Annotated in this window: 23 protein-coding genes; 9 read left to right on the forward strand and 14 right to left on the reverse strand. The window is 66.0% G+C overall.

The annotated features are described in order from the left end of the window. Positions 1-6 precede the first annotated feature (6 nt). From ftsH to dacB, 5 genes are all read right to left on the reverse strand, one after another. Positions 7-2,076, reverse strand: coding sequence for an ATP-dependent zinc metalloprotease FtsH (ftsH, locus tag AC5RWO_RS17725; protein ID WP_498732824.1), 2,070 nt, complete (start codon positions 2,074-2,076; stop codon positions 7-9). A gap of 162 nt (positions 2,077-2,238) precedes the next feature. After that, complete coding sequence (gene hpt / locus AC5RWO_RS17730; protein WP_498732825.1) at positions 2,239-2,790, reverse strand: hypoxanthine phosphoribosyltransferase; 552 nt, start codon at positions 2,788-2,790, stop codon at positions 2,239-2,241. Positions 2,791-2,805: 15 nt separating this feature from the next. Beyond that, a complete protein-coding gene (gene tilS / locus AC5RWO_RS17735; protein WP_498732826.1) occupies positions 2,806-3,987 on the reverse strand; it encodes a tRNA lysidine(34) synthetase TilS in 1,182 nt (393 codons plus the stop codon). Continuing rightward, positions 3,984-5,162 carry a zinc-dependent metalloprotease gene (locus tag AC5RWO_RS17740; RefSeq protein WP_498732827.1) on the reverse strand — a complete coding sequence of 393 codons (1,179 nt, stop codon included), beginning with the start codon at positions 5,160-5,162 and terminating at the stop codon, positions 3,984-3,986. Before AC5RWO_RS17740 ends, tilS begins: the two co-directional genes overlap by 4 nt. Before the next feature lie 138 nt (positions 5,163-5,300). Next, positions 5,301-6,725: a D-alanyl-D-alanine carboxypeptidase/D-alanyl-D-alanine endopeptidase gene (gene dacB, locus AC5RWO_RS17745; protein WP_498732828.1), complete on the reverse strand. Its 1,425-nt coding sequence runs from the start codon at positions 6,723-6,725 to the stop codon at positions 5,301-5,303. Positions 6,726-6,912: 187 nt separating this feature from the next. Between dacB and AC5RWO_RS17750 the strand changes: the two genes are divergently transcribed. The 3 genes from AC5RWO_RS17750 (at position 6,913) to AC5RWO_RS17760 (ending at position 8,699) form a co-directional block, all read left to right on the forward strand. After that, complete coding sequence (locus AC5RWO_RS17750) at positions 6,913-7,476, forward strand: inorganic diphosphatase (protein WP_074700220.1); 564 nt, start codon at positions 6,913-6,915, stop codon at positions 7,474-7,476. 106 nt (positions 7,477-7,582) lie between these two features. Next, on the forward strand, positions 7,583-8,212 hold the full coding sequence (locus tag AC5RWO_RS17755; protein ID WP_498732829.1) for a hypothetical protein: 630 nt from the start codon (positions 7,583-7,585) through the stop codon (positions 8,210-8,212). 58 nt (positions 8,213-8,270) lie between these two features. Beyond that, the gene (locus tag AC5RWO_RS17760; RefSeq protein WP_498732830.1) at positions 8,271-8,699 is read left to right on the forward strand and encodes a DUF1761 domain-containing protein; all 429 of its coding nucleotides are present in this window, start codon (positions 8,271-8,273) and stop codon (positions 8,697-8,699) included. Here the strand turns inward: AC5RWO_RS17760 and AC5RWO_RS17765 are convergent. From AC5RWO_RS17765 to serS, 4 genes are all read right to left on the reverse strand, one after another. Next, positions 8,696-9,064 (reverse strand): type II toxin-antitoxin system death-on-curing family toxin, encoded by a 369-nt coding sequence (locus AC5RWO_RS17765; protein ID WP_498732831.1) that lies wholly within the window; start codon positions 9,062-9,064, stop codon positions 8,696-8,698. The two genes, AC5RWO_RS17760 and AC5RWO_RS17765, sit on opposite strands and share 4 nt — an antisense overlap. Continuing rightward, positions 9,061-9,258, reverse strand: a complete 198-nt coding sequence (locus AC5RWO_RS17770) for a ribbon-helix-helix protein, CopG family (RefSeq protein WP_498732832.1) — start codon at positions 9,256-9,258, stop codon at positions 9,061-9,063. Before AC5RWO_RS17770 ends, AC5RWO_RS17765 begins: the two co-directional genes overlap by 4 nt. Positions 9,259-9,321: 63 nt before the next feature. Further along, complete coding sequence (locus AC5RWO_RS17775; RefSeq protein WP_498732833.1) at positions 9,322-10,200, reverse strand: HAD family hydrolase; 879 nt, start codon at positions 10,198-10,200, stop codon at positions 9,322-9,324. A gap of 83 nt (positions 10,201-10,283) precedes the next feature. Continuing rightward, on the reverse strand, positions 10,284-11,567 hold the full coding sequence (gene serS / locus AC5RWO_RS17780) for a serine--tRNA ligase (protein WP_498732834.1): 1,284 nt from the start codon (positions 11,565-11,567) through the stop codon (positions 10,284-10,286). A 73-nt stretch (positions 11,568-11,640) separates the two neighbouring features. Between serS and AC5RWO_RS17785 the strand changes: the two genes are divergently transcribed. Further along, positions 11,641-12,744, forward strand: a complete 1,104-nt coding sequence (locus tag AC5RWO_RS17785; RefSeq protein ID WP_498732835.1) for a diacylglycerol/lipid kinase family protein — start codon at positions 11,641-11,643, stop codon at positions 12,742-12,744. A 37-nt stretch (positions 12,745-12,781) separates the two neighbouring features. Here the strand turns inward: AC5RWO_RS17785 and AC5RWO_RS17790 are convergent, their stop codons facing one another. From AC5RWO_RS17790 to AC5RWO_RS17800, 3 genes are all read right to left on the reverse strand, one after another. After that, the gene (locus AC5RWO_RS17790) at positions 12,782-13,111 is read right to left on the reverse strand and encodes a hypothetical protein (protein ID WP_498732836.1); all 330 of its coding nucleotides are present in this window, start codon (positions 13,109-13,111) and stop codon (positions 12,782-12,784) included. A gap of 86 nt (positions 13,112-13,197) precedes the next feature. Beyond that, positions 13,198-14,124: a prephenate dehydratase gene (pheA, locus tag AC5RWO_RS17795; RefSeq protein ID WP_498732837.1), complete on the reverse strand. Its 927-nt coding sequence runs from the start codon at positions 14,122-14,124 to the stop codon at positions 13,198-13,200. Further along, positions 14,124-14,450 (reverse strand): rhodanese-like domain-containing protein, encoded by a 327-nt coding sequence (locus tag AC5RWO_RS17800; RefSeq protein WP_074700228.1) that lies wholly within the window; start codon positions 14,448-14,450, stop codon positions 14,124-14,126. The genes pheA and AC5RWO_RS17800 overlap by 1 nt, the downstream gene beginning before the upstream one ends. Positions 14,451-14,560: 110 nt before the next feature. Here AC5RWO_RS17800 and AC5RWO_RS17805 point away from each other — a divergent pair, with 110 nt between their 5' ends. From AC5RWO_RS17805 to AC5RWO_RS17820, 4 genes are all read left to right on the forward strand, one after another. After that, positions 14,561-15,304: a Type 1 glutamine amidotransferase-like domain-containing protein gene (locus tag AC5RWO_RS17805; protein ID WP_498732838.1), complete on the forward strand. Its 744-nt coding sequence runs from the start codon at positions 14,561-14,563 to the stop codon at positions 15,302-15,304. 74 nt (positions 15,305-15,378) lie between these two features. Beyond that, positions 15,379-17,436 (forward strand): ABC1 kinase family protein, encoded by a 2,058-nt coding sequence (locus AC5RWO_RS17810; protein ID WP_498732839.1) that lies wholly within the window; start codon positions 15,379-15,381, stop codon positions 17,434-17,436. Between the two features lie 57 nt (positions 17,437-17,493). After that, positions 17,494-18,876, forward strand: coding sequence for an amidase (locus AC5RWO_RS17815; protein WP_498732840.1), 1,383 nt, complete (start codon positions 17,494-17,496; stop codon positions 18,874-18,876). A 105-nt stretch (positions 18,877-18,981) separates the two neighbouring features. After that, on the forward strand, positions 18,982-20,457 hold the full coding sequence (locus AC5RWO_RS17820; protein WP_498732841.1) for a peptide MFS transporter: 1,476 nt from the start codon (positions 18,982-18,984) through the stop codon (positions 20,455-20,457). A gap of 148 nt (positions 20,458-20,605) precedes the next feature. Here the strand turns inward: AC5RWO_RS17820 and AC5RWO_RS17825 are convergent, their stop codons facing one another. Continuing rightward, positions 20,606-20,971, reverse strand: a complete 366-nt coding sequence (locus AC5RWO_RS17825) for a winged helix-turn-helix transcriptional regulator (RefSeq protein ID WP_498732842.1) — start codon at positions 20,969-20,971, stop codon at positions 20,606-20,608. Positions 20,972-21,057: 86 nt separating this feature from the next. On the opposite strand from AC5RWO_RS17825, the gene AC5RWO_RS17830 reads away from it, so the two are divergent. Continuing rightward, positions 21,058-21,831: an NAD(P)H-dependent oxidoreductase gene (locus AC5RWO_RS17830; protein WP_498732843.1), complete on the forward strand. Its 774-nt coding sequence runs from the start codon at positions 21,058-21,060 to the stop codon at positions 21,829-21,831. A gap of 18 nt (positions 21,832-21,849) precedes the next feature. Here the strand turns inward: AC5RWO_RS17830 and AC5RWO_RS17835 are convergent, their stop codons facing one another. Further along, entirely contained in the window at positions 21,850-23,274 is a 1,425-nt protein-coding gene (locus AC5RWO_RS17835) for an FAD-dependent oxidoreductase (RefSeq protein ID WP_498732844.1), read from the reverse strand. Between the last annotated feature and the right edge of the window lie 63 nt (positions 23,275-23,337).

Here is a 23,337-nt window from a genome sequence, read left to right on the forward strand (position 1 = left end):
GAAATCCTAGCCGTTGCTGCCGGTGGTCCCGCCCGGATTGGTTCCGGGGGTGCTGCCGGGAGGGTTTTCGACGGGCAGTTCGGGCAGGGCCGGATCCGGATCAACGATGACGGCTGAATGGCCCTCTTCCTCGTCCGGGCTCTGGGCCGAGGCGGCCTCGGCACGTTCCTTGGCACTCATGACCGGCGGAATCTGGTGGACCGGACGCGATTCCTTGGACAGCCAGACGTCGCGGTATTCGCGCTTGCGGATGTCCTCGAAGACCTCGGCGATTTCGCGCTGGTTCAGCGTCTCGCGCTCCAGCAAAGCCAGGGCCAGTCGGTCCAGCACGTCACGGTTTTCGGTCAGCACGGCATAGGCCTCGTCGTGTGCGGTGTCGATCAGGCGGCGTACTTCCTCATCGACCACGAAGGCCACGTGGTCGGAGTAGTTGCGTTCGTGCGACATGTCGCGGCCCAGGAACGGTTCGCCGCCGCCCTGGCCCAGCTTCACGGCGCCGACACGTTCGCTCATGCCGTACTGCGTCACCATCTGGCGCGCGGTGCTGGTGGCCTTCTCAATGTCGTTCGAGGCGCCGGTAGACGGATCGTGGAAGACGATTTCTTCCGCAACCCGTCCGCCCATGGCGTAGGCCAGCTGGTCCAGCAGCTCATTGCGGGTGACCGAGTACTTGTCGTCCTCCGGAACCACCATGGTGTAGCCGAGGGCACGCCCGCGCGGCAGGATGGTGACCTTGGTGACCGGTGCGGTGTAGCGCAGGGCCGCCGCCACCAGTGCGTGGCCGCCTTCGTGGTAGGCGGTGATTTTGCGTTCGTGTTCTTTCATCACGCGGGAGCGCTTCTGCGGTCCGGCCATGACACGGTCGATCGCCTCGTCCAGGGCACGGTCGTCGATCAGCTGCGCATTGGAGCGGGCAGTCAGCAGCGCGGCTTCGTTGAGCACGTTGGCCAGGTCGGCACCAGTGAAGCCCGGGGCACGCTTGGCCAGCGCGCGCAGATCCACGTCCGGAGCCATCGGCTTGCCGGCGGCGTGCACCTGCAGGATGTGGTGGCGGCCTTCCAGGTCCGGTGCCTCCACCGCGATCTGGCGGTCGAAACGTCCGGGCCGCAGCAGTGCGGGGTCCAGGACGTCCGGGCGGTTGGTGGCGGCGATCAGGATGACATTGGTCTTGACGTCGAAACCATCCATCTCGACCAGGAGCTGGTTCAGCGTCTGCTCACGCTCGTCGTTGCCGCCGCCCACACCGGCACCGCGGTGGCGGCCAACGGCGTCGATCTCGTCGACGAAGATGATGGCCGGAGCGTTGTTCTTCGCCTGCTCGAACAGGTCGCGGACACGGGAGGCGCCCACACCGACGAACATTTCGACGAAGTCCGAGCCGGAGATGGAGTAGAAGGGGACGCCGGCTTCACCGGCGACCGCGCGGGCCAGCAGGGTCTTGCCCGTTCCGGGAGGACCGTAAAGCAGCACGCCCTTGGGGATCTTGGCGCCGAGCGCCTGGAACTTGCCCGGTTCCTGCAGGAACTCCTTGATTTCGTGGAGTTCCTCCACGGCCTCGTCCGCGCCGGCGACGTCGGCGAAGGTGACCTGGGGCATGTCCTTGGTGATCAGCTTAGCCTTGGACTTGCCGAACTGCATGACCTTGGAGCCGCCGCCCTGCATGCGCGAGAGCAGGAACCAGAAGATGATGCCGATGATCAGGATCGGCAGGATCAGGCTGATGAAGCCCGTGAACCAGTTGTTTTCCACCGGCTGATCCGTGAACACGTCCACGTTGGAGGTACTGATGGCATCGACCACATCTTCGGCACGGGCGGTGCTGTAGAAGAAGGTGATGCTCTTGCCTTCGTTGGCACCGTCCTGGATGAAGTCTTCACGGAGGGTCAGTTCAACGCTCTGGTTGCCGTCATTGATGCGGGCCTGCTCCACCTTGTCATCGGTGAGCAGCTGCAGCCCGACGCTGGTATCCACACGGGAGGCCTGCGGGCCGGCAAGATTGGGCACCACGATAAGCAGGATTGCCAGGACCAGCACAATCCAGATGATCGGTCCCTTGAAAATGTTCTTCAATTTCATGCGTCTAAGGGCACAATGCCCCGTCCCTCCTGCTGATCAGCCCGTGGTGTCACCCATATAGCTATACACCGTCCGCAATAATTCACGCACGGCGGCAAAGATTAGTTCCCTCTCGGCGTACAAGCAAGCCTTTGGCTCAAGCTGGAGACAGGGATCTTGGTTTTACTCGTAGACGTGCGGTGCCAGCGTGCCGATGAAGTCCAGGTTGCGGTACCGCTCGGCGAAGTCCAGGCCGTACCCGACGACGAATTCGTTGGGGATTTCGTAGCCGACGTACTTGACGTCGATTTCCACCTTGGCCGCATCCGGCTTGCGCAGCAGCGTGCAGATCTCCACCGAGGCCGGGCCGCGGGAAAGCAGGTTCGTCTTCAGCCAGGACAGCGTCAGGCCGGAGTCGATGATGTCCTCGACGATCAGGACGTGCTTGCCCATCAGGTCGGTTTCCAGGTCCTTGAGGATCCGCACGACGCCGGAAGACTGCGTGCCCGAGCCGTAGGAAGACACGGCCATCCAGTCCATCTTCACGTGGCTGTGCAGTGCGCGGGCCAGATCCGCCATGACCATGACGGCGCCCTTGAGGACTCCGACGATCAGCAGGTCGCGGCCCTCGTAGTCCTTGTCGATCTCGGCAGCCAGTTCCTGCACGCGCTGCTGGATCTGCTCCTTGGTATGCAGAACGTGCTTGAGGTCCGCCTGAACGTCGTTGGAATCCACCAGATACTCCCGTAATTAATGATGTGGCGTCACTGGGCGCGAGCCAGTTGTTCTAAAGACAAGATTGCCATAGCCGCCGCGCTCTTGCGCAACCGGGCCTGTTTGTCCGTCCGGTTCCCGCCGCACCCGGCGGTACACGCTGACCATTCCGGCCAGCTGCACGGGGCCGGCGGACCCCTGCCTCGCCAGCAGCGATTCCGCCGCGATGAGCCGCTCGTAACTGGGGTTCTCGCCGCCCATTTCGGCCGCCGCCAGGGCGATGACCCGGTGCTTCATCGCTGCGGGCAGCACCTCGATCCCGGTCCGCTCCAGTTCTATGCCGTCCGGGGTATCTATCCTGAGGCGCAGGTATTCGGTCCGTGCCTGGGCATCCAGGTAATCCGCATCCGCCCGCAGGATCTGCGCCGAACGCCACAGCGCCTCGGCAACGCCCGGGCCCAGCTGCTGCTCCAGGAACGGCAGCACTTCCGACCGCACACGGGAGCGCAGGAACTTAGGATCGGCATTGGTTGGATCGTGCCACGGCTCCAGCCCGGCGAGGGCACACAGCTCTTCGGTGTGCTTCCGTCGCAGTTCCAGGAACGGCCGCAGGTAGTTCCCGCGGCGCGGGGCCATCCCGGCCAGCGAACGCGTTCCGGAGCCCCGGCCGAGGCCAAGCAGCACCTGCTCGGCCTGGTCATCAAGGGTGTGGCCCAGCAGCATGGCGGCAGCGTCATGCTCCGCAGCGGCAGCGTCGAGCGCGGCGTACCGCGCTACCCTGGCCGCGGCTTCGGGCCCCATGCCGGGCTGGCCGACACTGACCCGGCGGACTTCCACCGGCGCCAGCCCCAGGCCCGCAAGCTGCAGGCGGGCACGTTCCGCCACCTCGGCACTGCCGGGCTGGAGGCCATGGTCGACGACGACGGCGCCCACCCGGTAGCGCTGCGTTCCGTCCCGCAGGGTCCGGGCAAAGTAAGTTGCCACGGCGGCCAGGGCCAGCGAGTCCGGCCCGCCGCTGCAGGCCACCAGCAGCAAGGGCGGTTCGCCCTTGCCCGATGCTGCAGCTGTGGTGCCGGCAGCTTTGTCCTCCGGCGCATCCAGTAATTCCAGCGCCGCCTTGATGTGGTTCCGCGCTGTGCCAACCAGCGGGTGTAGCCGTTGCTTGCGCCGCGGCACACCGACGGCGGACCCCGTGGCCGCTGCGGAGGGTTCGATCATGGACGGCTGAGGTCCATGCGGCTGATCCAGAGGTCAGCGTTGTGGATCTCTTCCTCGGTGGGCAGGTTTTCCGCCCGGATCCAGACCTGGTTGAAGCCTTCCATGCCCACCTGCTTCACCACGGCGCGGACGAACTTCGCCCCGTCGGTGTACTGGCGTGCCTTGGCGTCCAGACCCATGATTTTGCGGATCCAGTTCTCCAGCGCGCCGCGGGTCTTGGCCCGGGCGTTGAAGCGCTGGCGGATGGTCTTCACCGTGGGCACAACGCTGGCGTCCACCTCGTCCATCACGACGTTGGCGTGGCCCTCGAGCAAGCTCATGACCGCGGTGACGTGGGAGAAGATGGCCTTTTCCTCGGGGTCCTGGAACAGGTCCATGATGGTGCCGGTGGCGCCGACGGCCACTTTTCCGCCGCCGGTGCCGGCGCCGTCGTCGTTCTTGTCTTTGCCGGACATCAGGGCCTTGGCCGCCTGCTGCAGCCGCTCGCCGAAGGTATCGGCCTTGGCCACCAGGCCGGAGGAGAGCTTGCCGATCTGTTCCATCATGTGGTCGCGCAGCCAGGGGGCCGCCGCGAACTGCACGCGGTGCGTCTGCTCGTGCAGGCAGACCCACAGCCGGAAGTCCGCGGGTACGACGTTGAGCTCCTGCTCGACGGCGATGATGTTCGGCGCCACCAGCATCAGCCGCCCGCCCGCCGGACCGCCGGGCAGCAGCGAGCAGAACGGATCGTACTGGCCCAGCACCTTGCTGGAGAGGAAGGAGAGGATGGCGCCCATCTGGGTTCCCGTGAGCGAGCTGCTCAAGCCCGTGGCCGCGCTCTTGACCTGCTCGGGCTTTTTCCGGGCGAGTTCGGTCAGGGCCGGTGCCAGGAGCGCCTCGAAGCTGCGCGCGTTGGCCTTGGACCACTCGGCCCGGTCCACGATCAGCACCTGCGAATCCCGCAGATCCCGGGCGGCCTCCAGCCCGGTGATCCGGTGCACGTGGTCCACGGAAACTTCCGAGAGTTCGCGCAGATTGGCCACGGCGGCGCGGATCTGCGCCTGCGGCATCTTGGGGCCGGCCGGAGTGAGCTTGGCCGCGGTGGTAGCCGCGAGGTCCCAGTTGATCAGGCGCGGCGGGGTTTCCGGAGCGGACGGGGTGTTTCCGGCGCTGCCGGTGCTTGCGGTGCTGTCCATGATGACCATCAGATCACACCGGAGCCCGGCAGGTCACCGGCCGTTCGCCCAACGGTGAAGGAAATTTCGACGGCGGACCAGCGGACCGGGTCAGGATGCAGATCAGGCGCCGGCCAAGTGCCGGTCAGGTGCGGGCGGTCAACGGCAGCCGCAGCCGGCAAGGACCGTGGCCGCACGGTCGGCCGCCTCGCGGGCCTGCACCGTTGAATTCTTCAAGCCGTTGGCCACGAAGGCAAAGACCAGCGTCCGCCCGTCCGCGGTCACCGCGTAGCCGCTGAGCGAGGTGACCGTGTGCAGCGTGCCGGTCTTGGCCCGCACCAGCCCGGCGCCGTCGGCTGTCTTGCCCGCGAAGCGCTCCTGCAGCGTCCCGGTCAATCCCGCCACGGGCAGTCCGTCGATGCCCGCCCGCAGGTGCTGGTTGGAACCGCTGGTGATTTCCCGGAGCACCGCCGAGAGCTGCTCCGCCGAGACCTTGTTGCCCAGCGCCAGCCCGCTGGCATCGCTGATCAGCAGGCCGGAGGCGGGAATCCCGAGCTTTTCCATGACCTCCTTGATCGCCTCGGTGCCGCCTCCGAAGGACCCGGGTTTGCCGCTGGCCAGGGCCGTGTTGCGGGCCATGACCTCGGCAACGTAGTTATCGGATTCCTGCAGCATGTAGTTGACGTGCTCCGCCACGGTGGCGGATTCAACGGAGGCGAGCACTATGCCGTCCTTGGGCGCGGCACCGCGGACCACATCGGGCGCCACCTTGACGCCGCGCTCTGACATTTCCTCCGCCAGTGCCGCGCGGAAGGCCCGCGCCGCGGTGAGGGCAGCATCATCGACCAGCTCGCCGCTGCCGTCCGCGTTTTCCCGGCCGCCCGAGAGCGCCAGCGGATAGATGGGCGCGATTTCCCCCGCCTGGATGTCGGCCGGGTCCCACGCGGGGCTCAGCGTTGGGCCGGCGTAGGCGGTGTCGTCCAGCAGCACCCGCAGTTCGCCGGTGAACTTCACGGTGGCCAGCCGTTCCGCTGCGGCCTGCGCCAGCGTGGCCAGCCCGGCGTGCCCGAGGACGTCCTCCCGCTCCGACCCGCCCGCGCCCAGCAGGGCATCTCCCCCGCCGCGCAGCACCAGCGTCCCGGGCACGTTGCCCTGGATGACCTCGGTGGAGAACCGTGCCTCCGCGCCGAGGGTCAGCAGGGCCGCCGCGCCGGTCAGCAGCTTCATGTTGGAGGCCGGAATGCGTGTCTCGGATCCGTTTCGCTCATACAGCACGTCGCCGTTCTGCGCATCGGTGACCAGCGCCGCGAAGTCCCCGGCGCCGTCGTACTTCAAAGCTTTATCCAGCGCCTCGCCCAGCACCTTCGGATCCGGCACCGGTGCGGTCTCCGGCGAGTCCGTCAGGAGTTCGGCGGCGGCCAGTTTCGTCGGCGGCAGCTGGGCTTCCGGAGTGGTGACCACCGGCTTGGCCGCCCCAGGATTCCATTCAAGGGCGGGGGCAAGATGCCAGGCGGCGGGAACGGCGAGCACGGCGAAGGCAGCGGCCAGCAGCCAGGATGTCAGCAGCCGGAAGCCACGGTTCATCCTGCCCCTCCCCCTGTTTGCACGTGCGCGTCCCCGCACCCGGCAGCGGGACGGAACGCGGTTTGTGAATCGGCCGCTCCGGTTGATGTCGGGCCGGGCAGCCAAGACCTATATCGTTAAGCGTAGACCGGCGCCGGGCCCTGCCCTGTCCACCGCGCCAGTGAGACAAAACACCAAGGAGACTTCCATGCAGCACGATGTGACCATCGAGATCCCCAAGGGATCGCGCGTCAAGTACGAGATCGACCACGAGACGCACCGCCTCCGCCTGGACCGCGTCCTCTTCACCTCCATGCAGTACCCCACGCACTACGGCTACTTCGAGGACACCCTGGGTGAAGATGGCGATCCGCTGGACGCGCTGGTCATGCTGCAGGATTTCGATCTGCTGCCGGGCGTGCTGGTTGAGTCCCGCCCGATCGCCGTGTTCAACATGACCGACGACGGCGGCGGGGACGCCAAGGTGCTGTGCGTACCCTCCGACAAGCGCTTCGACCACATCCAGGAACTCTCCGACGTCCCGGAGTTCCTGGTCAAGGAGATCGAGCACTTCTTCACCCGCTACAAGGATCTTGAGCCGGGCAAGTGGGTCAAGGCCGAGGGCTGGTCTGACCGCGCCGCCGCCGAGGCCGAGCTGGAAGCTTCCATCAAGCGCTTTGCCGCACTCGGCGAGGAGTCCGCTCCGGACGAGCCTCAGGGCCGCGACGTCGAGGAAGGCACCACCAGCGGTTCCGAAGCACAGGGCCGCTAGATCTGACGCTTCTTTGAGGGTGGTCCGGACTGTTTTCAGTTCGGACCGCCCTTTTTTGGCAACCGAAATCAGTTGATTCGGCCTTTTTGTCCGTAATACTTAGGGCATGTACGTGCTAACCATCAATCAGCGCGACTCCCGCGAGGTAGGCGATCTGGTTCCGGAGCTGATCAAATCGCTGCGGCACCTGCCGACCGCCATTGCCTTTCGGCGATCGGTCGGGGACGAAGCCATCGGCGTGCTGGAAGACCCGAAGACGGCCATCGACGCCGCCATGATCGCCCTGCGGAGCCGGCGCTGGCATGTCGGGATCGGCGTGGGCGAACTGTTGGTACCGCTGCCCGAGGACGTTAACGAGGCCCAGGGATTCGGGCTGGTCTATGCGCGGCGCGCCGTGGAGCGGGCCCAGAAGACGGGCGAACGGGTCCCGCTGGCGGTCTCGGGTCCCGACGCCGACATCGCGGCCGAAGCCGAGGCCGTGCTCCGGCTGATCGGCCAGATCGTGTCCACCCGGACCGAGGCCGAGTGGAAGGTGCTGGACCTGATGACTCCCGGCGCCCGGGGGCAGCAGAAATTCATCGCCGAGGAACTCGGCATCACCACGCAGGCGGTCAGCAAGGCCGTGGTCCGCTCGCACTGGGTGGAGGAATGGGCCTGCCGGCCGGCCGCGGCGCGCCTGCTCGACCTGGTTTACGGACCCAAATCGCTGCCCGAGGCGAGCCTTCCGTACCGCTGACCTGCGGCTGGGCCTAGACTCCGAGAAGGAGTACACCGATAACCAAGAGGAGTTGACGATGATTCCGGAGATCAATTTCTGGGCCGTACTGGTGGCAACGCTGTCCACCATGGTGGTCGGGTCCATCTGGTATACGCCCATGGTGTTCGGCAACTACTGGATGCGCGTGGCAAAGGTGAGCCCCAGCGGCGAAGCGAAGGACGCGGTCAAACCGATCCTGATCACGCTGGTGGTCAGCTTCATCAGCGCCTGGGTGCTCGCGGGGGCGGCGGCCATCGCGCAGGAGTTCTACGGCGGCAGCTTCCTCTGGAACACCATTCTCACCGCGGTGATCTTGTGGGCCGGTTTCACCGCCGCACGGTTCATTACCCACGACGCCTTCGAGGGCCGGCCCGCCGGGCTGACCGTCCTGAACTGCGCTCACGAACTGGTCACTTACTTGATCATGGCGTTGATCATCGGACTGTTCGGCATCAGCGCTGCCTAGCTTCCAAGCAGCCTTTCGCTGATTTCCGCCAAGTCTCCGGCCCGCCCTGCTGCCACGTCCATGGTCAGGTCATACGCCTCGTCTTCGTTCAGCTTGAGCGGATTGCCGTTGATGTGCAAAAAGACGGCGGTGCAAGCGAAACCCAAAGGTTGGTTTCCCTCCAGCGGAGGGTGGTTCCCGACCAAAGATTGTAATAGCGACGCCGCCTTCAGTCCCAGCGTGGTGTAGGTTTCTTCGCCAAACAATTGCGTCCGCGGTCGCGCCAGTGCGGATTCCAGCAGCCCGTAGTCGAAGACTTGGACTTCACCTCCCACGGCTCCGCGGGCGATGACCAGGGCTTCCTCCAGAGTCAGATAAATGGTCACTCGTCCAGGCGCCGTAACGTAGTGGCATAGCGGCCCAACGTATCCTGCAACGCCTCGTCGATCAGTGTGGCCCTGGTTGCGCCGTCCAAATATTGCCGGAGTGCAGTAAGTGCCACTTCCTGCATCGAAACACCTTCAGACTCTGCCCGCGCCTTCAGACGCGCTGAGTCATCTTCGCTGAGCCGCAATGTCATAGCCATGCTCCAATGGTATCAAATCTGATACCACACAAGGTGGGCGGCTTCAACGATGAAGAACTAAGCGAGCAGGCTTTGCAGAATCGGGGCGGCGCCGTCTTCATCTACGGTTCCGGTCACTTCGTGGGCGACGGCGATGACTTCCTCCGGCGCCTGGCCCATGGCAACACCGCGGGCGGCCCAGTCGAGCATTTCGATGTCGTTGCGGCCGTCTCCCATGGCAACGGTCTGGGCCGGATCCACTTTGAGCTTGCGGCGCAGGGTCTCCAGCGCGCTGGCCTTGGTGACGCCGTTCGCGGCGATATCCAGCCAGGCGGTCCAGCCCACCGAGTACGTCACGCCGTGCAGGCCCGCATTGTCGATGGCTTCCTTGAACTCTTCCGGCGTGTTCTCGGTGCTGAACACCACCACGCGCACTGCCGAAGCTTCCAGCATGGTTTCGAAGTCCACGCCGACAGCCTCCACCCCGAAGCTCGCATCCTGGAAGCGCTCGGTCGAGAGGAATTTGCCCTCATCGTCCTCAAGGGCAAATTTGGCGGTGGGCAGCTTCGTGCGCAGGGCACGCAGTGCCGGACCGGGTTCGAAGGTGACGCGGTCGATGACCTCGTAGCCATCCTCCAGACCGGTGTCGATCCGCAAGGTCACACCGCCGTTGGAGCAGACGGCGTACCCCTTGGTCAGGCCGATGAGTTCGATGATCGGCAGCGTGGCGTTCAACGAGCGCCCGGTGGAGACCACCACCTCATGTCCGGAATCGACCACCGCCTGCGCGGCCTCGCGGACGGCGTCGCTCATGTGGCCGTCATGGTTCACCAGTGTGCCGTCCACATCCAGGCAGACCATTTTCCGCACCTGGTTGTGCGTCCGTGTTAAATTCCGGTACGTGTTCTTTTGCTGGTCTTCGATGCCAGCAATCGCATTATCAGCTGTAGTTGTCATTGTTCCAGTGAATCAGAGGCAAGCCCCGGAACGGTAGGGCGGCGCTCACATTGGGAATTAACGGCCAATGAACACCGGCCGAACTAGCTGAGTACGGGCAGGACCTCGAGGCCGCCCAGGTATGGACGCAGCGCCGCGGGCACGGTAACGGATCCGTCGGCATTCTGGTGGTGCTCAAGAATGGCCACGATCCAGCGTGTGGTGGCGAGCGTGCCGTTCAGGGTGGCCACGGCACGGGTGCCCTTCTTTTCCTCGCCGGTGACGCGTTCACGCACATTCAGGCGTCGGGCCTGGAAGGTCGTGCAGTTGGAGGTGGAAGTCAGCTCGCGGTAGGCATTCTGCGTGGGGACCCACGCTTCACAGTCGAACTTGCGGGCAGCACTCATGCCCAAATCGCCGGCGGCGGTGTCGATCACCCGGTAGGGCAGTTCCACCTTGGCGAGCATCTCCTCTTCCCAGGCCAGCAGCCGGGCGTGCTCCTCGGCGGCGTTCTCGACCGTGGTGTAGATGAACATTTCCACCTTGTTGAACTGGTGGACCCGGATGATCCCGCGCGTATCCTTGCCGTGCGAGCCTGCTTCACGGCGGTAGCAGGAGGACCAGCCCGCGTAGCGCAGCGGGCCGCCGGCCAGGTCCAGGATTTCGTCGCCGTGGTAGCCCGCCAGCGGCACCTCGGACGTGCCCACCAGGTACAGGTCGTCTTCGGCCAGACGGTAGATTTCGTCGTCGTGCGCCACATCGAACCCGGTGCCCTGCATGGTCTCCGGGCGGACCAGCGTCGGGGTGATCATCGGGGTGAAGCCAGCCGCGATGGCCTGGTCCATGGCCATGTTCAGCAGCGCCAGCTCCAGGCGGGCGCCGACGCCCTTGAGGAAGTAGAACCGCGCGCCGGAGACCTTCGCGCCTCGCTCCATGTCGATGGCGCCGAGCAGTTCGCCGATCTCCAGGTGGTCCCTGGGCTCGAACCCGTCCGGGCCGAAATCACGCGGCTTGCCGACGGTCTTGATGACCTCGAAATCGTCCTCGCCGCCGGCGGGAACGCCGTCTTCGATGAGGTTCGGGATTTGCCGCAGCAGCGACTCCTGCTCCGTTTGGGCGGCGTCCGACTCGGCCTGGGCCGCCTTGACAGACGCGGCGAGCTCCTTCACCTCGGCCAGCAGGGCCTGCTTTTCCTCGCCCTTGGCCTGGGCGACCTTCTTGCCGAAAGCGTTCTGCTCGGCGCGTAAGGATTCGTAGCGGGTAATGGCTTCGCGGCGGGCGGAGTCCGCGGAAATGACTGCATCAATCAGGGAATCATCGGCTCCCCGGGTACGCTGCGAGGCTCGGAAAATCTCAGGATTGGCGCGGAGTTCATTTACATCGATCACCTGCTAAGGGTACCGAACAACCGGCTGCCACCTCGATCCCGCGCCCGAGTGGTGCGGCTATTCTAAGAGCATCATGGAGACTCAGTGGATGGTTGGCCTCGTCGTTGTTATCGCCGCGGTGGTTTTTCTCGTGAGCTGGCTCAGTGTGCGCCATCTACCCGCCCGGCGGGCGACCGCGGTTTCCGGCGTGCCGGTGGAAGTCCTTGACGCCAGGGCGCAGCGCGTGGCCGTGATCCTCAACCCCGTGAAGAACGACGCCGACTTAGCCCGGGAGAAGATCCGGCTGGCCTGCACTGCGGCCGGGTGGCCGGAGCCGATGGTCTTCGAGACTACGATCCAAGACCCCGGGCACACACAGACACGGCGGGCGCTGGAAGCCGGCGCCGACGTTGTCCTGGCCGGCGGCGGCGACGGAACGGTCCGCGTGGTCACCGGCGAGCTGGCCGGCACGAACACACCCTTCGGCCTGGTGCCGCTGGGCACCGGAAACCTGCTGGCCCGCAACCTCGGCATCAACCCCGGACAACTGGACGCAAACATCCTCACGGCCCTGCACGGTGCGGACCGCCGGATCGACACCGCGACCATCACGCTGGAGAATTCGGCGACCGGCAGCAGCATCACGGAGAGCTTCCTGGTGATCGCCGGCATCGGGCTGGACGCCCAGGTCCTCGCGGACACCAAGGACGATCTCAAACGCAAGTACGGTTGGCTGGCCTACTCCGAAGCGGGCGTACGGAACCTGCCGGGCAAACGCAAAAAAGTCACCATCAGTATTGACGACGGTCCGGCCCAGACCCGCAGCATCCGCAGCATTTTGTTTGCCAACTGCGGCAAACTGCCGGCAGGCATCGACTTCATCCCGTCCGCCACGGTGGACGACGGCGAACTGGACATCGTGGTGATGAGCCCACGCAACGCCTTGGGCTGGATCCGGATTGCCGCCAAGACGCTGCTGCGGCACAACGCCCGGATCCCGGTCATCGACTATTACCGCGGGCGCAAGGTCACGGTGACGGCCCATGAACCGATGGGCACCCAGCTCGACGGGGATCTCTCGGGCGACGTGACATCACTGACCGTCCAGGTCCGGCCCTCCGCGCTCAGTGTGCGGGTGGATCCGCAGACCCTGGCGGAGGTTGGCGCCGCAGCTGGCCAGGACCGCCGGGCGGCCTGACCTTAGCTGCGGCACCAGTCCAGCGGTCCAGGCAGTCCTAGGTGTCCTGGCCGCCGAGGTTGTACGGATCGTCGCTCGCGTCCGCCTCGTCCGTATTGTGCAGTTCCTCGCCCGGGACATCAATGGCTTCCCGCTCCGCGTCCAGCGGCGGCACATCCTCGAGGTTTTCGCCCTCGTCTTCCGGATTCGGAAATTCGCCCTTGGCCTGGTGCTTGATCATTTCCTGCTCCTCGGCCAGGCGCAGGTCATTGCCGAGGTCACCGGCATCGCCGGAACGGAACTCGCTGTTGGTCTGCTGCAGCTGCTCGTCATACTGGCCGCCGTCGGCGCCGGTCTCGCTGTGCAGTTCCTCGTTGCTTTCGGTCATCGTAGGCACCTTCCGTTCAGTATTGCTCGGCTCCAACTTCGATCAGCTTACTTAGCAAGTGGGGCCAGCGAAAGCTCAACGCCTTCTCAGGCCGGCTGCAGCAGGCGCTGAACCCATTCATGCGCCTCGCGGAATGCTTTGTCCTGATTGTGCCTGGGCACCGCGTAAGCGCGGCCGTCGGCGCGGGGATACGAGCCCAGGAAGCGCGTATCGGGACTGATCCGGTGCAGTCCCCGGACGGCGTCGGCCACACGCTGCTCGGCCAGATGTCCGTCAACGTCGAAGCTGAAGAAGTAGTCGCCCAGGAACTGGCCCGTGGGCCGCGATTCGATGCGGCTCAGGTTCACTCCGCGAGTGCTGAACTGTTCGAGGATTTCCATCAGGGCGCCCGGACGGTCTTCGGGCAGCGGGACCACCAGCGTGGTCTTATCAGACCCGGTGGGCTCAGGCAGTCCGTTGGGCCGGCTGACCAGGATGAAGCGCGTGACAGCATCGGAAATGTCGCCGATATCCTCGGCCAGCACGTGGAGGCCGCGCTGTTCTGCCACCAGCGGCGAGCAGATGGCCGCATCATACGGGCAACTGTCATCGAGCAGCCCTACAGCGGCGGCGGCGGTCGAGGATGCCGGCAGATATGCGGCTTGCGGCATATTCGCTTCGCTCCACCTGCGGCACTGGGCCCAGGCATGGGTATGGGTGGAAACAGCCTTGATGTCGGTAAGCGCCAGCCCCGGACGGGCTACCAGAACGAAGCGGATGGGAACCAGTTCCTCGCGCAGGATCTGCAGGGGTTTCCCCGTGGCAATGGCATCCAGCGTGGCGCTGACGCCGCCCTCGACGGAATTTTCGATGGGCACCATCGCGGCATCTGCCGTGCCGTTGCGGATCAGTTCGAGGGCGCCGCTGACATTTGCCGCCGGTATGCGGTGCGCCGCGGCGGCCCCCGGGACTTGCAGCAGGGCGGCTTCGGTGAAGGTGCCCTCGGGACCCAGGAAGGTATAGGTACCGCTCATTATTTGACCGTCGGCTCCTGCCCGTTATCGGACACCATCGGCTTGCCGGCCTCCAGCCACGCACCCATCCCGCCGTCGACATTGACCGCCGAGTAGCCGTTGCCCACCAGCCAGGCAGCGGCACGGTAGGAGCGCCCACCGGTCCGGCAGATCACGTGCAGATCCTCGTCCGGGTCCAGTTCGTCGAGCCGCTCGGGCAGCTGGTCCAGCGGGATGTGCAGCGCGCCGTCGATATGGCCCGCCTCCCACTCGTAATCCTCGCGCACGTCCAGCACTTTGGCGTCGGCGCCGATGCTGTCCACATCCACGTTCTCGAAGTCGCTCATCGGGGAAACCTCCGCAGAAATCAGTCGTAAGACGGACTGTTTGCCGTCCTCTCCAGCCTATAGTGGGATCACGCTGTGCACCTTAACAAGACTTCCAGACAGAGGTACTGATGGCCGCTGAGCAGCCCACCATTCTGGCCACTTCCGGTGGCTACAAAGCAGGATCCCGCACCCGGTTGGAGTTCAACCACCTGGTCCACCACGCCGTCGAGCTATCCGGCGCCAGTGGACGGGCACCGAAAATCACCCACCTGGGAACTGCCGGCGGTGACCAACGGTGGTACGCGGCCGAGCTGGACGAGGCCGCCCGGGTCGCCGGCTTTGAACTGTCCCATCTGAACCTGTTCAGCATGCCCAACATCGGCAACATCGAGGAGCACCTGCTGGGCCAGGACGTGGTCTGGGTGAACGGCGGGTCCGTGGCCAACCTCCTGGCCGTGTGGCGGGTCCACGACCTGGATACGATTTTCCGCCGGGTCTGGGAAGCGGGTGTGGTGCTGGCAGGTGTGTCCGCCGGTTCCATCTGCTGGTTCCGCGGCGGCACCACGGATTCCTTCGGTCCGGAACTGCGTGCCGTCACGAACGGGCTGGCGCTGCTGCCCTATGACAACGGCGTCCACTACGATTCCGAAGCCGAGCGCCGGCCGCTGGTCCACCAGCTGGTCAGCAACGGCACCCTCGGCGAAACCCACTGCACTGACGACGGCGTGGGGCTGGTTTACCGCGGCACCGAGCTGGCGGAGGCGGTCACCGAGGTCAAGGGCAAGCTAGCCTACCGGGTTACGGCGAGAGCCGGGGACGGCCCCGAAGCCGTGGCGGAAGAGGAACCGATCGAGCCTCGCTACCTGGGCTGACGCACACACCGCGGTTCCGGCTGCCGGCCGGCTGGGAGGCGGAGAGCGCCTGCCGCGGAACAGACGGGGGATGTATGGATCTGCAGCTGCTACGCGATGGTTTTGTCTCCGGGCTCGGGACCGCCATCGCGCTCATTGCCGCCGCCCTGACACTGCTTCTGCTGGCCTGGCTGGCCGCCACCATTGCCCGCCGGGTCCTCGGCGTACCGGTCGGCTGGCCGCGCTCCATGGTGGTGGGCGTGTTCATGATTTTGTCCTTCTCCGCCATGTCCAGATATCTCTACGACGCGGCAGACCTGGGCAGCGTGGACGGCAGCCAACTGAACGTTCCGGCCGCCGTCGTACTGATGTTTTTGGTACTCGCCGTGGCGTGGGTCTTCGCGATCGGCGTCGCCGTGCTGGTGGGGCTGGAGGTTGCCTTCCCCACCGGGTCGCTGCCGAAACTCACCAGCTTCTTCTCCGGCTGGCGCGCCCGGCGGCAGCGCGCCAAGCGCTACACCGACGTGGTGCGGATTGCCTTCAAGCACGGGCTCGGTTCGCAGCTGCGCGGGCTGACGCGCAACGTCCGGAGCGCGGATGAGGAAGAAACGGCGCTGCACCTGCGGCTGGCCCTGAACGAGGCGGGCGTGACGTTCGTGAAGCTGGGCCAGATGCTCTCGACCCGCCGCGACGTCCTGTCCGATCCCTACATCCGCGAGCTCTCCAAACTGCAGACCCACGCCGAGCCCGAACCGTGGTCTGCGATCCGGCCGGCCATCGGCAAATACCTCGGCCGGGACCTGGACGAAGTCTTCTCCTGGGTCAACCCGGAACCGCTCGCTTCGGCATCCGTGGCACAGGTCCACGAGGGCACGCTGCTCTCCGGGCAGGTAGTGGTCCTGAAGGTGCAGCGGCCCTCGGCGCTCCGGCAGGTGCGCCGGGACATGGACATTGTGCTGCGGATGGCCCGCTGGCTGGACCGCACCGCGCCTTGGGCCCGCTCGCTGGGCATCAACAATCTCGCCCAGGGATTCGCGGACTCGCTGCGGGAGGAACTGAACTACCGCGTGGAGCTGGAGAACATGCGCAGCGTGGCGGCCGCACTGGCCGAGTCCGGCATCGAGGACGTTCTGGTCCCGCATGCCTACGAGGAGTTCTCCGGCAGCCGCCTGCTGGTCATGGACAAGCTGGAGGGTCTGCCCATCTCGCACGCCCATCACCTGCTGACCGCAATGCAGCCGGTCCAGCGCCATGGGGTCGCCGAAAAACTGCTCAAGGCCACCCTGAGCCAGATCGTGGACACGGGAGTGTTCCACGCGGACCTGCACCCAGGCAACATCTTCCTGCGCGACGACGGCGGCGTCGGCCTGCTGGATTTCGGTTCCGTTGGGCGGCTGGATCCGGTTACCCGCCAGTCGCTGGGAACGTTGCTGTACGCGGTGGAGAAGGACGACGGCGTTTCCGCCACGGACGCCCTGATCGAGCTGCTGGACCGACCGGATGAACTCGACGAACGGGCACTCGAGCGCGGTGTCGGCCAGCTGCTTACCCGCTACCGCACCGGGTTCGGCGCGCATGGCAGCCGCAGCATGTTCTCGGTCCTGCTCAATCTCCTGGTGCAGCACGGTTTCGCCGTGCCGCCGCAGATCGCCGCGGCCTTCCGCGCTCTGGCCGCCCTCGAGGGGACGCTGGGGCAGATCAGCCCGGATTTCGACGTCGTTGCCGCGGCCCGCGCCGAAGGCAAGCGCATCATGGGCCGGCAGTTCAAACCGGGCAACCTCAAGGACCAGCTGGAAAGCCGGATGCTGCAGCTGCTGCCGCTGCTGGACCGCATGCCGCGCCGCATCAACAAGCTGACCGAGGACCTGGAGCAGGGCCGCTTCTCCATGAACGTGCGGATGCTGGCCGATAACCGCGACCGGCACTTCCTGGACACGCTGGTCCAGCAGGTGGTGGTGGCGCTGCTGGCCAGCGCGGCGACGCTGGGCGCGATTGTGCTCATTGCCAGCGATACCGGTCCGATGCTCACGGAGAACGTCCGGATGCACGCGTTCTTCGGCTACACGCTGCTCTTTGCCGGGTTTGTCCTCTCGCTGCGGGCCGTGGCGCTGGTGTTCCGCCGGCATCCCGAAAGCGCCAACCGGGACATCTGAGCCGGTACCCGCCGTCGTAGCATGGTGGTTCGGGCTACCGAAGGGCATCTGAATTTTATGAGCGATCTGCACGAACTCTCGGCACTGCAGCAGCGGGACGCCGTCCGCCGCGGGGAGGTCGGCTCGCGGGAGCTCACCGAGCACTATCTGACCCGGATCGAGGCGCTGAACCCCGAGCTGGGCGCCTTCATCACCGTCACCGCGGAGCAGGCCCTTGCCGCCGCCCGCGAGGCAGACGAGCGCCAGGCCCACGGCCGGGAGCTCCCCCGGCTGCACGGGCTGCCGCTGGCCTTCAAGGACCTGACCGATGTGGCCGGCGTGCATACCACCCACGGCAGTTCCGCCGTTGACCATGTCCCGGCACCGGCCAACCACACGCTGGTCGACGTCCTGCAGAGTGCCGGCGCCATCAGCCTGGGCAAGACCCAGGTCCCCGAGTTTGGGCTGACCTCCTACAGCGAAAACCGGATCGCCCGGCCCGCGCGCAACCCGCTGGATCCGTCCACCAGTCCCGGTGGCTCCTCGGGCGGAAGCGCGGCGGCGGTGGCGGCTGGCATGCTGCCGTTCGCGCCGGGTTCCGACGGCGGCGGCTCCGTCCGGATCCCTGCCGCGGCCACCGGACTGGTCGGGCTGAAACCGGGACGGGCCCGGGTACCGGCCGGTTCCTCCGGCGAGGATGCCGGACGGCTGGTGGTGGCAGGTCCGCTGGCCCGGACCGCGGCGGACGCTGGCCTGCTGCTGGACGCGATGGTGGACGAGCCGCTGGCCCGCGCGGCCTTCGGGAAGGAGCCTGATTTCCTCGGTGCCGCGCTGCGGGCCGAGGGCAGGTTCCGGATCGGTGCCAGCACGCTTTCGCCGTTTGCCGCCAGCTACCCGCTCTGGCTCGAGCCCGAGGCCCAGGCCGCCTTCGACCAGGGCATCCGGCTGCTCGCAGGCCTTGGCCACGATGTGCTGGACGCGGATTTCCGGTACGACAACCGCTATCCGGACGCCTTCACCACCGTGTGGACCTCCTCGCTGGCCCAGCTGCGGATGCCGGCCAGCCGCGAACCGCAGCTGATGCCGCTCACCCGGGCCTTCCGCCGTCGTGCTTTGAAAAAATCTCCGGCAGAACTGGCCGACGCGCTGGGGATCCTGGCGAGGTTCCAGGAAGACACACTGGCACAGTTCGGAGAGTACGACCTGGTGCTCACGCCCGCGCTGGCCATGACGCCGCGCCCGGTCGGCTGGTACACCGCCACCAGCGCCGAGGTGGACTACATGCGCCAGTGCCAGTACTCGCCGTACACCTCCATGATCAACGTCTGCGGGCTGCCGGCCATCACCGTGCCCGTGCTGACCACTGCACGCGGGCATTCGATGGGCATCCAGCTGGTGGGTAAACCCGGTGCGGAAGCGGTCCTGCTGGCGGTCGCCGCGCAGCTCGAAAACGTGCGCTGACCGGGGAAAACTCCTGCGCACATCCGGGCATTTCGCAATACCATCGGTTGCAGCAGGCAACCAAGAATATGACAATGCATAAAGCCCGGTGGCAAAATGGAGTAAATGAGCCAAACCTCACAATCGGCTACTCGGCCACAAGTTACCGGCGGTAAGACATTTTTCGGGCACCCCCGAATGCTCGCCAACCTCTTTTCCGTAGAACTGTGGGAGCGCTTCTCCTTCTACGGCATGCAGGGCATCCTCCTCTACTACATGTACTTCTCGATCGCCGAGGGCGGCCTGGGCATCGACGAAGGCATCGCCACCGGACTGGTGGGCGCCTACGGCGGCGGAGTCTACCTCTCCAGCATCCTCGGCGCGTGGGTCTCGGACCGCCTTCTCGGTTCCGAAAAGGTCCTTTTCTACTCCGGCATCATGATCATGTTCGGCCACATCGCGCTGGCTCTGATCCCGGGCACAGTGGGTCTGGCCATCGGCCTGATCCTGGTCGCCGTCGGTTCCGGCGGGCTGAAGGCCACCGCCACCTCGCTGGTCGGCTCGCTCTACGGCGAGAAGGACGAGCGCCGCGATGCGGGCTTCTCCATCTTCTATATGGGCGTGAACATCGGCGGGCTGGTGGGCCCGCTGCTGACCGGACTGGCCCACGTCCAGCTCGGCTTCCACTACGGGTTCGGCCTGGCCGCGATCGGCATGGCCATTGGCCTGACGCAGTACGCGCTGACCCGCAAGAACCTGCCCGAGGAATCCCACCACGTGGCCAACCCGCTTCCGCGCACCCACTTCGGCAGGGTCGCCGGCATCGGGATTGCCGGCCTGGTGGTTGTGGTGCTGGCCGTGGCGCTGGGCCTGGTCACCGCGGAGAACCTCGCCCCGATCATGGCCTGGCTGGCGATCCTCGCTGCCGTGGCCTACTTCGCGGTGATTCTCTCCAGCAAGAAGGTCACGCCGCTGGAGCGCGGCCGCGTCTACGCCTTCATCCCGCTGTTCATCGGCTCCGCCGCGTTCTGGGCACTGTTCCAGCAGCAGTTCACCGTGGTGGCGCTGTACGCGGACAAGCAGCTGGACCGCAACCTCTTCGGCTGGGAAATGCCCGCCAGCTGGGTGCAGTCAATCAACCCGGTGTTCATCATCATCTTCGCCGGCATCTTCGCCACCGTCTGGACCAAGCTCGGCCCCAAGCAGCCCGGCTCCCCGCTGAAGTTCGCCATCGGCCTGGCCGTGATGGGACTGGCCTTCCTGGCCTTCATCCCGCTCTCCGGCGCCGGCGCCAACAGCACCCCGCTGCTGGCGATGGCGGGCATCCTGTTCCTGTTCACCATGGCGGAGCTGTTCCTCTCCCCCACCGGCAGCTCCATCTCCACCAAGCTGGCCCCGAAAGCGTTCCAGACCCAGATGGTGGCGCTGTTCCTGCTCTCCATCTCGCTGGGCACCACGCTGGCCGGCATCCTCGCCGGCTACTACGATCCGGCGAACGAGGCCCCGTACTTCGGCTTCATCGGCATCACCGCGATCATTCTGGGCGTTGCCCTGGCCATCGCGGCACCGTCCCTGAAGAAAATCATGGGCGGCGTGCGCTGACCCGGACCTGATCCGCCGGCCTCGCGCCGGTTCTGCACCTGCAACCAACTAACGACGGCGCCGCTCGAGGTGGGTTTTCCAACTCACCTCGAGCGGCGCCGTCGTTAGTTCAATCGCTGCCCGGTTGCCAACGCGGAGGGCAAGCCCCTTAGCCGGATTTCTGCTGGGCTTGCTCCCCCAACTGCGCCTCGGCCGAAGCGTAGTTTGTTCCCCAGCGGTCGAGATCCGCAACGATGTTTTCCAGGCTCCGCCCCAATGCTGTCAGCGAGTACTCCACCTTGGGCGGGACCTGGGCGAAGACCTTCCGGTCGACGACGCCGTCCTCCTCCAACTCCCGAAGCTGCCGGGTGAGGGTACGCGGACCGGCCAGCGGGAGCAACCGGCCGAGTTCGCCGAAGCGCAGGGTGCGGTCCAGCAGGTGTTTGACAATGGTGAGCTTCCAGGTGCCGCCCAGAACCGCGACCGCAACCTCGACCGGGCAAACCTGTGCCGCAGTTTCCACTGCTTTCCTCATTGGAGCCCCTTAGTGACAAATTTGTCTGTATCAGCGGTTAAAGACCGTACTGTTGCGATCGAGCCTTAGAACCTAGGCTAGCTGGCATGGCTGGACATTCAACTGTTTTATGGGTCAGTGCCCATCCCGAACCGGAGTCGCTGAACGGCTCGTTTCGCAGGGCGGGGCTGGAACAGCTCCGAAAAAATGGACAAACAGTGATCGAATCCGATCTCTACAAGATGGGCTGGAACCCCGTCCTTGCGGGCGAGTGCATGGCTTCGCCGGCGCAGCCATTCCGGGTCACCGACGACACCAGACGAGCCTATGTCGACGGCACGCAACCGGCCGACGTAGTACGGGAACAGCAAAAAATCCGGGACGCCGACGCTCTCGTGATCCAGTTTCCGCTGTGGTGGTACGGCATGCCCGCCATTCTCAAGGGGTGGTTCGACCGCGTGTTCGTCAGCGGGTTCGCCTTCGGCAAGGATCCTGCCAGCGGAAGGCGGCTGCGCTTCGAAAACGGCCCCTTTGTAGGCAAGCGTGCCATTGTCATTACAACGCTCGGGGACCGGGAGGCCTCCATTGGCCCGCGGGGCAAGAGCGGCGAAATCACGGAACTCCTCTTCGGACTGCTGCACGGGACGCTGGCCTACACCGGGATGAGTGTCCTGGCACCGTTCGCCCTGCCCAGCGCGGATTTCACGGACCCTTCAACCTACTGCGGTCATCTCCGGAGCCTGCTGGACCGGCTTGACGGCTTGTTCTCCGAGCCGCTGATCCCCTACCGGCCACAGTTCCAGGGCGACTACACGGAGCAATGGGAATTGGTACCGAGTGTCTGTCCCGGGGAAACCGGACTGTCCATCCACTCCCTGTAACCAGGATGCCGGGTACCGTCAGCGCGCGGGCAATCCGGACCGCCCGTGGGCCAGGCCGGTAGGAATTCCGAGGAAGGACGGCTCCGGAGCCGGGCAGCAGGCGGCGTCTTGGGCTTCTTCCAGGTCTGCAGCGATATCGGCCGCGGGTGTGTCACAGCTGCCGGCGAGGTCCGTGGAGCAGACACCGGTTTCGGGCAGTTCCAGCTGCAGCTTGTCGGCAGCTTCGCGGTCTCCGGCGACGGCGGCTGCGACGGAGCGGACCTGTTCATAGCCGGTGGCCAGCAGGAAGGTCGGGGCGCGGCCGTAGGACTTCATTCCGGTGAGGTAAAAGTCCTTGTCGGGGTGGGCCAGCAGCTTGGCGCCATGCGGAGGCACCGTACCGCAGCTGTGGAACTCCGGATCGATCAGCGGGCCCAGCTGGCGGGGCGCCTCTACGGCGGGATCCAGCTCGAGCCGGAGTTCGCGCACCATGTCCAGGTCGGGGCGGAAGCCCGTGGCCGGAATCAGCAGGTCCACGTCCAGCTGCACGTCGCCGTCGGGCGTCGTCCCGAACACGGCGAGGGTGTCCGCGGTCTTGAAGCCCGTGATGCTGAAGGAGGTATGCAGCTCGATCCGGCCGTCTTCCACCAGCTTGCGCAGCCTGGTACCGAGCTGGCCGCGGGCGGGGAGGCCGTCCAGATCGCCGCCGCCATAGAGCCCGGTTACGTCCGCGCCGCGCACAGCCCAGCTGATCCGGGTGCCGGGATCGTTCCTGGCCAGCTGTCCGAGGTTGAGCAGGGTGTTGGCGGCCGAATGTCCGGCTCCGACCACGAGGATATGTTTGCCCGAGAACCGCGCACCGCCGTGGCCGGTCACGTCGGGCAGCGGTTCGGTAATGTGTCCGGTAGCGATGGCTTCCGCTTCGCCCGGTGCGGGCAGTCCCGCCTGGCCCAGCGGGTTGGGCTGACTCCAGGTGCCGGAGGCATCGATCACCGCGCGGGCGTGATGATCGGCCACCGTGCCGGAAGCATCCCGGACCCGGACCAAGAACGGCGTCTCGTCCCTGTGCCGGGAATGGGTTTTATCCAGCCCTGCCCGGCTGACGGCGATCACCCGGGAGGAAGTGTGCAGGGTGTCCCGGATGGCCGGGACCGCTGCCAGCGGCTCGATGTACCGCTCGATGAGGTCGGTGCCGTAAGGCAGCGAGGTCAGCCGCGGTTCCTCCCAGCCGGTCCCCTCGAGCAGTCGGCGGGAGGCGGCGTCGATGTTGAACCGCCACGGCGAGAAGAGCCTGATATGGCCCCAGGCACGGATGGCCGCACCCGGCCCGGTTCCGGCTTCGAAGATGACCGGCCTCAGTCCGCGCTCCAACAAGTGGGCCGCGGCGGCCAGGCCTATCGGCCCGGCCCCGATGACGACGGCGGGAAGTTCCGCGATGTCAGTGGGATCGGCTTTGTCAGGCATGGCTTCCTCTTCCTCGAGCGGACCACGGCGCGGATTCCTACGCGGCGGCGTACGGGTGGTTGG

The organism is Arthrobacter sp. B055-34 (assembly GCF_059090425.1).